12 protein-coding genes are annotated in these 10,717 nt (G+C 63.4%); 7 read left to right on the forward strand and 5 right to left on the reverse strand.

What is annotated here, in order from left to right; translation table 11 throughout:
• Position 1: 1 nt before the first annotated feature.
• The gene (locus GR197_RS15080) at positions 2 to 1,426 is read left to right on the forward strand and encodes a sensor histidine kinase (RefSeq protein WP_164010833.1); all 1,425 of its coding nucleotides are present in this window, start codon (positions 2 to 4) and stop codon (positions 1,424 to 1,426) included.
• 4 nt (positions 1,427 to 1,430) lie between these two features.
• Here the strand turns inward: GR197_RS15080 and GR197_RS15085 are convergent, their stop codons facing one another.
• Positions 1,431 to 2,252, reverse strand: a complete 822-nt coding sequence (locus GR197_RS15085; protein ID WP_164010835.1) for a glycosyltransferase family 25 protein — start codon at positions 2,250 to 2,252, stop codon at positions 1,431 to 1,433.
• Positions 2,253 to 2,465: 213 nt separating this feature from the next.
• Here GR197_RS15085 and GR197_RS15090 point away from each other — a divergent pair, with 213 nt between their 5' ends.
• On the forward strand, positions 2,466 to 2,939 hold the full coding sequence (locus tag GR197_RS15090) for a nucleoside deaminase (protein ID WP_164010837.1): 474 nt from the start codon (positions 2,466 to 2,468) through the stop codon (positions 2,937 to 2,939).
• A gap of 328 nt (positions 2,940 to 3,267) precedes the next feature.
• Here GR197_RS15090 and GR197_RS15095 read toward each other — a convergent pair whose 3' ends face one another.
• Positions 3,268 to 3,774 (reverse strand): hypothetical protein, encoded by a 507-nt coding sequence (locus GR197_RS15095; protein ID WP_164010839.1) that lies wholly within the window; start codon positions 3,772 to 3,774, stop codon positions 3,268 to 3,270.
• An 80-nt stretch (positions 3,775 to 3,854) separates the two neighbouring features.
• Here GR197_RS15095 and GR197_RS15100 point away from each other — a divergent pair, with 80 nt between their 5' ends.
• Both GR197_RS15100 and GR197_RS15105 read left to right on the forward strand, forming a co-directional pair.
• Entirely contained in the window at positions 3,855 to 4,775 is a 921-nt protein-coding gene (locus tag GR197_RS15100) for a LysR family transcriptional regulator (protein ID WP_164010841.1), read from the forward strand.
• Positions 4,776 to 5,455: 680 nt separating this feature from the next.
• Complete coding sequence (locus GR197_RS15105; RefSeq protein ID WP_164010843.1) at positions 5,456 to 6,151, forward strand: class I SAM-dependent methyltransferase; 696 nt, start codon at positions 5,456 to 5,458, stop codon at positions 6,149 to 6,151.
• A gap of 266 nt (positions 6,152 to 6,417) precedes the next feature.
• On the opposite strand, the gene GR197_RS15110 is transcribed toward GR197_RS15105, so the two are convergent.
• Together GR197_RS15110 and GR197_RS15115 are read right to left on the reverse strand one after the other, a co-directional pair.
• Entirely contained in the window at positions 6,418 to 6,717 is a 300-nt protein-coding gene (locus tag GR197_RS15110) for an immunity 53 family protein (RefSeq protein WP_164010845.1), read from the reverse strand.
• 105 nt (positions 6,718 to 6,822) lie between these two features.
• Positions 6,823 to 7,746 carry an AraC family transcriptional regulator gene (locus tag GR197_RS15115; RefSeq protein ID WP_164010847.1) on the reverse strand — a complete coding sequence of 308 codons (924 nt, stop codon included), beginning with the start codon at positions 7,744 to 7,746 and terminating at the stop codon, positions 6,823 to 6,825.
• 80 nt (positions 7,747 to 7,826) lie between these two features.
• On the opposite strand from GR197_RS15115, the gene GR197_RS15120 reads away from it, so the two are divergent.
• Positions 7,827 to 8,654: an oxidoreductase gene (locus GR197_RS15120; protein ID WP_164010849.1), complete on the forward strand. Its 828-nt coding sequence runs from the start codon at positions 7,827 to 7,829 to the stop codon at positions 8,652 to 8,654.
• 67 nt (positions 8,655 to 8,721) lie between these two features.
• Here GR197_RS15120 and GR197_RS15125 read toward each other — a convergent pair whose 3' ends face one another.
• A complete protein-coding gene (locus tag GR197_RS15125) occupies positions 8,722 to 9,477 on the reverse strand; it encodes an SDR family oxidoreductase (protein ID WP_164010852.1) in 756 nt (251 codons plus the stop codon).
• A 298-nt stretch (positions 9,478 to 9,775) separates the two neighbouring features.
• On the opposite strand from GR197_RS15125, the gene GR197_RS15130 reads away from it, so the two are divergent.
• Together GR197_RS15130 and GR197_RS15135 are read left to right on the forward strand one after the other, a co-directional pair.
• Entirely contained in the window at positions 9,776 to 10,366 is a 591-nt protein-coding gene (locus tag GR197_RS15130; RefSeq protein WP_164010854.1) for a TetR/AcrR family transcriptional regulator, read from the forward strand.
• Positions 10,367 to 10,438: 72 nt separating this feature from the next.
• Positions 10,439 to 10,585, forward strand: coding sequence for a hypothetical protein (locus GR197_RS15135; protein WP_164010263.1), 147 nt, complete (start codon positions 10,439 to 10,441; stop codon positions 10,583 to 10,585).
• Positions 10,586 to 10,717: the final 132 nt, after the last annotated feature.

The raw sequence follows: 10,717 nt of genomic DNA on the forward strand, positions 1-10,717 counted from the left end.
CATGATGGCTCCCAACCCCACAGGCTTTTCGGCATCGTTCTCCAGTCTCCGCCGGAGCACGCCGTTCCGGCTTGCCGTCACCTTCGGCGTGCTCTTCGTCGTCACCTTCTTTCTGAGCGGCGCGATCATCTATCACATGCTCAGCCTTGGCCTCTCCCGCGATCTCGAACAGTCGCTGACCGAGATGAATTCGCTGATCGTTTCGACCTACGAGCCCGGTGACACCGGCGATCTCGTCAACACGCTGAACAATTATGCGAGCTTCCAGTCGACCTCGGACGGGCTCTATTCGCTGACCGACCATGCCGGCAACAAACTCGCCGGCAATTTCGCCGCACCGCCGATCCCGAACGGCGTCTATACCGTCACCTCGCGCGATGTCGGGCTGAAGGGGCACGAACGCTACCGCATGCAGGTGTCGACGATCGGCCCCTACAGCCTGGTGGTCGGCGACAACTTTAACGATGTCGACGAGATGCTGAGGATCGTGCTGGTCAGCTTCGAATGGGCCGCGGCGATCGTCGTGGCAACGGCGATCGGCGGCGGCGTGTTTCTGGCCGTTCGCGCCCAGGCACGGCTGGACAGGGTGGCCAACACCATGAACGAGGTCTCCCACGGGGCGCTCGACGCCCGCATTCCGATCCGCGGCAATGGCGACGATCTCGATACGGTGGCGATCCAGATCAACGCGGCGCTGGTGCGGCTGCAGACCCTGGTCGAGAGCATGCGGCAGGTGAGCACCGATATCGCCCATGATCTGAAAACGCCGCTCAACCGGCTGCGGCTGACACTCGATGCCGCCGTGGCGGGCAATGACCGGCAGGCGGATGTCTCGGCCCTTCTCGACGAAGCGAGAAACGAGAGCGACCGGATCAACGCCACCTTCGAGGCGCTGCTGCGCATTTCGCAGATCGAGGCCGGCGCCCGCAGGGAACGTTTCCAGGCGACCGATCTCGATGCCGTGCTTGCGGTGATTTCCGAAGTCTATGTCGATGTCGCCGAAGACGCGCAGAAGGTGCTGCGGATCACGGCGCGCTGCCCGGCGCTGATCCGCGGCGACCGCGATCTCTTGACCCAGATGCTCGCCAACCTGGTGGAGAATGCGATCAACCACTGCCCGGCCGGAACTGACATCACGGTTTCGCTGCGTCGCCAGGCCGATCGCGCCATCCTCTCGGTCGCCGATACCGGCCCCGGCATTCCCGCCGGCGAAAGGGACAAGGTCTTCCGGCGGCTCTACCGGCTGGACAAAAGCCGCACGACGCCCGGAAGCGGGCTCGGGCTCAGCCTCGTCAAGGCGATCGCCGAGCTGCATGCTGCCGAGATCACCGTCGGAGACAATCAACCCGGCCTGATCGTCTCGATCGCCTTTCCGCTACTCCCCGGTGAGCGGTCCCGACCGCTCACCCCGGGAGAGCGATCCTGACCTCTCACCCCGGGTGAGCGGTCCTGCCGTTCACCCTTGCTGCCGCCAGGCGGCGGAAGCGGGCAGCAAAGCGGCGGATTTCGGCAGCAGTGCGATAGGGCAGAACGCTCCACGGCCGGCGGCGGCCAAGCCGGTAGGCGGAAAGCCCTGCCTGGATCTGCGAGCAGGCATCCGCCCTCTGGCTGACCGGCAGCGGATCGACGAAGCAGGCGCTTAAGCCCTCGTCGAATTCCAGATCGAAGGCGAGATCGTAGGGCAGCCGCATCGGCAGCAGCGCGCCGACCATCCAGCCGGCCGCCTTGCGGTTGATCAGATAGGCGCCGGAGCCCTTTTCGCGGGTCAGTGCGATGGCGAGCGAGCGCGACGCGGTGAGTTGTTCCACCTTGTGCTTACGCCCGGTGTTGACGGTGGAGAGACGCAGGATGTCCCAGCGCTCCTGGTGCTGCAGGGCGGCCTCCACCACATCGGCGAGGTCGTCGTCGAAATCGAGGTCGTCTTCCAGAATGAGGGCGAATTCGGCATTGCCGGAGAGGAAGCGCCAGGCGCATTCGACGTGGCTGAGATAGCAGCCGATCTCGAAAAGGTTCGGCCGGCGGCCGTGCCGGCTCAGATAAGCGGCTTCGTCAAAATCCGGATGCGGCAGGCTGAGCGTTGCCCCATCCACCGCCGCCACCCGCTCGAAGGAAAGGCCGATGCCGGACAGCAGCCGCTCCATGCGAAACCTGCGCAATGGCGCCCGGTCGAGATTGATCAGATAGGTGTTGACCCGCAGGTTGACCGGATGGATCGCCGGCATCAGGGCGGCAGGTGTGGCGCGCATGTTCATGAGAAATCTGCCCTTCGACTTGGCAATGACTGCGCCAAACCTGCGCCCCAAATCTCACCGGCACCTCGCCCGGACTATACATTTTCGTAAGGTGGCGAGTTGGAGTGTGGGGCGACCGCGATCCGGATCGCCGATCCCCAATCGGATTTGAGCCCTTGGAAATCCCTCCGATTCAAGACAAAATCCCCCGCTCTAACTCTTGGGGAGACACTGATGGAAAACCACGAGCCGTTTTTACGCGAGGCGATTGCGCTCTCGAAATCGGCGATGGACCGAGGCGACGAACCATTCGGCTCGGTGCTCGTAAAGGACGGCGAGGTCATCCTGCGCGCCGAAAACAGCGTCTTCACCGGCCACGATATGACGAACCACGCCGAGATGAACCTGGTTAAATCTGCGGCGCAGCACTACGACACCGGTTTTCTCGCCGACTGCACGCTCTACACCAGCACGGAGCCGTGCGCGATGTGCTCCGGGGCGATTTACTGGTCGGGCATCGGGCGTATGGTGTTTGCGTGCTCCGAAGCCCGGCTCGGCGAGATCGCCGGGATCGGATTGAACGTGCCAAGTCGGGCGGTGCTGCAGACCGGCGCGCGCATCGTCACCGTGGTTGGTCCGACGAACCTCGAAGACGAAGCCGCCGCAGTGCATCAGGAATTCTGGCCGAAGCATCTGGGCAAGGCTTAGCCTCGGCCGGCGGTTTGGCGAAACCGCGCGCCCAACCCTCCGTTATCCCAGGCCCTGAGGGTCGTGCCGGGGCAGCCCCCCTCTGCCCTGCCGGGCATCTCCCCCACAGGTGGGGAGATTGGCTGGGCTCACTGGTTTCACCAAACAACTGGCGTCGCAGCCCGGCGAAACGATAGACGGATGCGAAGGTTTCGCCACTTGTGATCTCCCCACCTGTGGGGGAGATGCCCGGCAGGGCAGAGGGGGGCGGCCACGGAACGCCGGCGGAGGTGTGGGAAGAAAATGCCTTCCTCGAACTGGGAGATTGCCGCCTGCCCTCATCCGGCTCTCAAGCCAGGTGGGCGACGAGCCAATGGACCACCGGGATTGCCAAAGTGAGATTGGAGAAGACGAATTTCGCCCGGGTGAAGAGGCTTGCCGCACGCACGGCGGCGTCGGCGCGGCCAGGCAGGGCGGCGAGAATGCGCATCAGCAGGATGTTCTCGATATAGTCGCTGGTGCCGGCGGCAACCGCGCATCCGACGCCGGCCGCGGCCCAGGCCGGGCTTGCACCAACCCAACGCGCCCATTCGAGTGTCAGCAAGGCGAAGAAGGCCGAGTAAACGCCGGGGAATACCATGTCGATCCACAGCAGCCGCCGAAAATGGGCGATGCCTGCCGGGCCGTAAAGGGCGAGCAGGCGGTAGGTCTCGTCGGGGCGGTAGCCGAAGCGAAGGTCAGGCGAGGCCTCGCCGCCGCCCATCCGCTTCAGCGCCGGCACGCCGAGAGGCGTCAGCCAGTAGAGCGCCATAATCCCTGCGAACAAGGCACCCAGGATCCAGATTTCCACTGCCATCGCTCATCTCCGCGTTTTCAACTGCGGCTTTCTCGCGGATTTCACTTCATAAATCCAATTCATTATTGTAATTTAGATTCATGAATGAAATTGATCTTCGCCGCGTCGATCTCAACCTGCTGGTGGTGTTCGAGACGCTGATGCGGGAACGCCATGTCGGCCGCTCGGCCCAGCTTCTCGGCCTGACCCAGCCGGCGGTGAGCCATGCCCTGTCGCGGCTGCGCCACCTGTTTGGCGATCCGCTGTTCAAGCGGCATGCCGGCGGCATCAGGCCGACGCCGCGCGCCGAGGCGCTGGATGCGCCGATCGGTCATGCGCTGGCGGCTGTGCGTGCGGTTCTCGCCGATGGCAGCGAGGCCGGCTTCGATCCCGCCCGCGCGGTGCGCACTCTCTCGATCGGAGCCTCGGACTATACAGATCTGGTGCTGATGCCGGGTTTGATGGCCGAGCTGCGGGTGTTGGCGCCCGGGATCGACATACGGCGGCGGTCGATCAGCCGGCAGACGCTGCTCGATGATCTCCGCCGCCGCGATATCGACCTGGTGATCGGCCCGCTGGCGGCAGCGCCCGACGCCCTGGTGCTGACACCGCTTTTCAGCGAGCGGCTGGTGCTGGTGGCTCGAAAAGGCCACCCGGTGCTGGCCGCCGAGATGAGCCTGGAGACGCTTGCCGGGCTCGACCACCTGCTGGTTTCGCTCGGCGGCGATGCGGCCGGCAGTCTCGACGACAACCTGCGCGAAGCCGGCCTTTCCCGCCGCGTCGTCATGACCCTGCCAAGCTTTCTCGCCGCGCCGTTCATCGTGGCCGAGACCGACCTCGTCACCCTGCTGGCCGAGCGTGTAGCGCTGCGCCTCGCCGACGCCGCAGCCATCGCCATCCATCCCCAGCCGCCCCCGCTTCCCGCATGGACGATCGGCCTGGCCCGCCTCGCCGGTGCCGCGCCGGATCCGGCGCTAGACTGGCTCGCCGCCGCGGCAGCGAAGGTCGCCGCGACGATTTAGCCGTCCATTGGTGGAATCGGATGGCTCGGCGGCATCAGGGCGGCGAGTGTGGCGGCAGCGGTTCGGTGGGATCGGCCGGGAGTTTGGCAAACCGCCCCCTGGATCTTCGTTATCCCATACCTCTGCCGGCGTGCCCGGCAGCCCCCCTCTGCCCTGCCGGGCATCTCCCCCACGGGTGGGGAGATCACAAGTGGCTAAACCCTCCCGTCTCTCTACCGTTTCGCCGGACTGTGACGGCAGTTGTTTGGGGAAGCCAGTGCGCCCAGCCAATCTCCCCACCTGTGGGGGAGATGCCCGGCAGGGCAGAGGGGGGCGGCCACGGCACACCGGCAGAGGTATCGGAGGAACATTTTGAACACCCTCGTAGGCTCAGGAGACCGCCGCGTGCCCCTCATCCGGCTGCCGCCACCTTCTCCCCGTAAATGGGGCGAAGGGGATATGCCGCGACCTCTCTGTCCCTCGCCAACGTCTCGCGGGGCACGTCCCCTCGCCCCGTTTTTTACGGGGGTCCGAAGGACGGGTCGAGACGAGTGGCTCGACCCCGGCAGGTTAGGGTGAGGGGCAGCCATGCTCTCAACTTGCATTTGCCAGTCATTCTCGCGAAAAGGGTGCGGTCGCACCCTTAACCGGATACCGCATCACCAAACGCAATCTTCCGACACCCTCCGCAAAGGCAAACCATGGCCGAGAATGATTATGATGCCTTTGCGGCGGCATACGACGCGGATAATGAGGTCAATGCCTGGAATGCCTATTACGAGCGGCCGGCCATTCTTGCCTTGGTCGGCGAGGTCGCCGGGCTTTGCGTGCTCGATGCGGGATGCGGCGGCGGGGCGCATGCGGCAGAGCTGATTGCGCGCGGGGCAGATGTCACCGGAATCGATTCCAGCGCCGGCATGCTGCAGATCGCGCAATGTCGCCTCGAAGGGCGGGCGTGCCTGCTGCAGGCCGATCTCAGCGACGCCCTGCCGTTCGAGGATCAAGCCTTCGAGCTGATCCTCGCCTCGCTCGTGCTGCATTATCTGCCGGACTGGTCGGGGCCGCTCAAGGAGTTCAACCGGCTGCTGCCGCAAGGCGGCCGCCTGGTTTTCTCCACTCACCATCCCTTCATGGATCACCCGTCGAGCGGCCGCGACAATTATTTCGAGACCTACACTTTTGACGAGACCTGGCAGCGCGGCGAAAAGCAGATCGCCATGCGCTTCTGGCATCGGCCGCTACACGCCATGTTCGACGCAGTCAAGGCGGCCGGATTTCAGATCGATATCGTCAGCGAGCCGCAGCCCGATCCTCGCGCCCGGACGCTGTTTCCTGAGGCCTATCGCAGCCTGACGACGATGCCGCGGTTCCTGTTCTTTTCGGTGGTGAAAACATGAAAATTTGGATGATGAGAATTTTTCCCTCCGCTCGGGAACAAGTGGCTTCGCCAATCGTAAGTATGATGGGCCGTGCGGAGGTGCGTCACAACACAGCCATGCACTTCGATACTCTGTGCGGCCCACTCCTGCCCATCCCACAACCGAATCGCGTCGCAATTTTAAGGCTCGTTCGTCGCGCTTTACGTCTCTGGTTTTACGCATCTCGTTGTCGCCGACGAAGCGCACGGCGGCGGCAAGCTGGAATTTGCATCTACGCATTCGCCTCACCCGCGGACGCTTGTTGCCCAGACTCGGAACGCCTCAAGTAGCGAACGAAGGCTAAGTGGTCCGCCAGCGCCATAAAACACATTGCCCTCTGTCCAACACGTCCACCATTCGACTTCATGCTCGTAGTTGTGCGTGATGCGACCAAGGGTCCGACCGTCGCAGTCCGTCCCAGCAAGGTCGATCTTCAATGACCAGCCCGGATTATCGATGGTGCTGATCACGGGACCGAACCCATGCTCCCAATCTCCGTCGCATTGCGCTTCATACCAGCGAGCAAACCAATCCAGAACGTCCATTCAGCCAAGCTATCGGAACGGCATCGGCGTGGAAAGAAGCGACCGCTTCCACTAATCTCGGTCATCCCCAGATTATCAGTTCTCAGCTTAGTCTGTGCCTGTTCCTCACCCCACCTCGCCCAGATGGCGCTGGACCCACTGTGTCTCTTCCGATGCCGTGCGGCCGAAATGGCGTTTGAAGTCGCGGCTGAATTGGGCCGGGCTAGCATAGCCGACCGAGGCTGCGACCTCGGCGATCGTGCGCGTCTGGCGCGCGATCATCAACCGTGCTTCGTGGAGGCGGATCGCTTTGACATATTGCATCGGGCTGCTGCCGGTCAGTTCCTTGAAGTGGACATGGTAGGAGGGAATGCTCATGCCCACCTCCCGGGCCAGATCGGCGACCGCGATCTCGCAGCCAAAGTTTTCCCGCAACCAGGCGAGGCTCCGGATGATCTTTCCGGATCGGCCTTTTTGCTGCAGCGCCGCGATCATCGCGCCGCCTTGCGGCCCGACCAGCACCCGGTAGTGCAGTTCACGCAGCAGGCCGGCGCCGAGCACGGCGACGTCGGCGGGGCTGCGAAGCGCCGTCAGCAGGCGCAGCAGGACATCCTCGATATCGCCAACCATCCGGCTCGACACGAGACTTTTCGGCGCGTCGCTTCTCAGTTCGGTGTGTTTTTCCACCTGCAGGGCGATCTCGGCTGCCATCTGCATGTCGAACTCGACATAGACGGCCAGCAACGGTCGCTCGGCGCTGGCCGTCGACTTCATCCGGAAGGGAACGGGCAGCGAAACCGCCAGATAATGGTCCTCATCGTAAGTGAAGACTTCCCCTTCGAGGATGCCCTGCTTGCTGCCCTGCAGGACGAACACCGCGCCTGGTTTATAAAGCACGGGCACATCGCCGAGCACCGCTTCTGTCCGCAACAGGCGGACGGAGCGGAGCGCCGTTGGATTGTAGCCGTGGCGGGGCGCGAGCGCAGCGGCCAGCTCGACCATTTCCAGCCGCCTGGATGAGTCCCGCTCGTTGATAGGATTTGGCAACATATTCAGACAATCCGCTATCGAAGCACCGCTCTTATCATATTATTTGTCAAACATCCCCAATCAAGGAGTGTTTGCAGATCATGTCGAAAAAAACCTTCTTCATCACCGGCGCCAATTCCGGCTTCGGGCTGGCCATTGCGACGGCGGCGGTCGAGGCCGGCCATACGGTGATTGGCGCCGTTCGCTCGGAGGCCTCACGCACAGCCCTCGCCACAGCCCTGCCTGCCCTACGGCCGGTCCTCTGTGATGTCACCGAGTTCGACCGGATCGCTGACGTCGTCGGCCAGGCGGAGGACGCGCATGGGCCGGTCGACGTGCTGATCAACAATGCCGGCTACGGCCATGAGGGCGTGCTCGAGGAGTCGCCGATCGAGGAGATGCGGCGTCAGTTCGAGGTGAACGTCTTCGGCGCCGTGGCGGTGGCCAAGGCGTTTCTTCCGAGGTTTCGCGCCCGACGCAAGGGGTTCATCGTCAACGTCACCTCGATGGGCGGCATGATCACCATGCCCGGCATCGGCTATTACTGCGGCAGCAAGTTTGCGCTTCAAGGCATATCGGAGGTGATGCGCTCGGAAATGGCGCCGTTCAACGTGCATGTGACGACGCTGTGCCCCGGCTCGTTCCGAACCGACTGGGCCGGGCGATCGATGGTCCGCACGGAGCGGTCGATCGCCGATTACGACGCGCTGTTCGATCCGATCCGTCAGGCGCGTCAGGCGGTCAGCGGCAAGCAGCTCGGCGATCCCGCCAAGCTGGCCGCCGCCGTCCTGGCGCTGGTGGAATCCGACACGCCACCGCCGCAGCTTCTGCTCGGCAGCGATGCGCTGAAGCATGTGACGGGCAGGATCGCCCGGCTTAGCCAAGAGATCGAAGCGTGGAAGCCTGTCACCCTCTCGACCGATGGGTGACAGGAAGGAACGCGACAAGCGCACAAGGAGCGAAACCCGGGGCGGCGCGCTCGGCGCGATCGCGTTTTCAGAGAGGGTTCATGGCGGCGAAAATGCTGTCATAGGTACCATCGCGTTCGGCCCAGCGGCGCGCCTGGTCACTTTCAAGGACCAGCTCGCCGCGCGGGTGGTTGCCTTGCTCAAGCATCGCCATGACCTCGGCGATGTAGACGTTCAGCGGCATGGCGCGCGGGTCGGCCGCTTGGGCAGCGCCGGTCAGCTCGGTCTGGACATAGGGCGGCGATATCTCGAGCACTTCGACGGGCACGCCGCGAAGCTGGTGGCGCAGCGATACCAGCCATGAATGCAGGAAGGCCTTGCTGGCACAATAGGTGGCGAAGTTGGCGCGCGGCACGAAGGCGAGTGCGGACGTGGTCGCCATGATCGCCGCGTTGCTCTGCTCCCGCAGGATCGGCAGGAAGGCCGCCGTCACCCGCAGCACACCGAGGATATTTGTCTGGACGATCGCTTCGGCCTCAGCCACATCCCAATCACCGGACCTTATGTCCTCCGTTTTCGAAATCCCGGCATTGGCAATCAGCGCGTTCAGCTCGGGGAACCGCCGCCGGACATCGTCTGCCAGCCGCGCCAGGGAATGGGGGTCGTCGAGGTCGAGCTGCAGGCCGGTGATGCCGGGGCGTTCGGCAGCGATCCGCTCAAGCAGATCCTGCCGCCTGCCGGTGACGATGACGCGGTTGCCCCGATCATGAAAAGCTTCGGCCAGCGCCCGGCCAATGCCGCTGGTGCCGCCGGTGATAAGGATGGTGTTGTCGGTCATTCTCATGCGTGTTTCTTTCCAAAAGTGTCGTTTCAGGAAAGGCTGCGGCATCGGAGTAACGACATCAATCAATCCCGCGCGCCTTTAAAATCGATTTCTCCCTGCTGGGACCTTTTCGACAAAGGACGCGTTGGATGACGGTAACGCCTACGGCAGCGCGTTTGAATCGCTGCCAGCAAAGTGCTAATCGAGCGAGCCTCCGCCGTCAACGTCATCGTTTTTCCGTCTCAGGCGTCTCGAACCGGAGGGCAAACAGCTATCGTTTTCGCTTGACGGCCTACCTACTGGAAGGTAGAAGCATCCTATGAGCAATCTTCTGACGACCTCCGATGAGATCCTCGCCTCGGCGCGGGCGCTGATTACCACCGGCGGCTATAACGGCTTCAGCTATGCCGATATTGCCGAGGTCGTCGGCATCCGCAAGGCCAGCATCCATCACCATTTTCCGAGCAAGACCGATCTGGTGCGCACGCTTATCCAGCGATATCGGGAGGATGCCGAGATCGGCGTGGCGGCTCTGGAGCGGAACGTGCAGGATCCGCTCGCGCTCCTCAAAACCTATGCGGGCCACTGGGCCAAATGCATCGACGATGCCAGCCGGCCGTTTTGCGTCTGCGCCCTGCTGGCAAGCGAGTTGCCGGCGCTGCCGCCCGAAGTGGCCGGGGAGGTCAAGGGGTTTTTCCGCTTTCTCTCGGCATGGCTGACCTCGGTCATGGAACGCGGCGCCGAGACCGGGGCTTTGACCCTCTCCAGCGAACCTGGCGTCGAGGCCGAAATGTTCATGGCCTACGTCCATGGCGCCATGCTTTCGGCACGGGCTTACGGGACGCCGGAGGTGTTTGCGACCATTCTGGCCCCGACCCTGCAGCGGCTGTCTCCAACCGTCGCTCGATAAGGTTCCGGGCGGAATGATCGCCCGGAGTGACAATTGCGACCGATAAAACTACCAACTAGTAGGAAGAACGAGATGAAAACGAACTTTCTCCCCGCCCTTGTGTTCGGCCTGTCGGCGATCTCAGCCATACCCGCCCATGCTGAGGACAAGAAGGCCGAGCAGATCCATGTCAGGGGCAGCATCGGCGACAGCTCGAGATCGTTCATTCGCAAGTCCTAAAAGCAGAAACGAAGCGTAGGCTGAAGGGTTAGCGCAAAAGGCCCCGGCGTTCCATATGTCGGGCCGGGCAAAGCCAGGGCGCGTCGCCTTGGGGTCGTAAACCGCTCACAAACCCAACCGCCACCCCATCAC

Source organism: Rhizobium phaseoli (assembly GCF_010668805.1).
GTDB lineage: Bacteria > Pseudomonadota > Alphaproteobacteria > Rhizobiales > Rhizobiaceae > Rhizobium > Rhizobium phaseoli_A.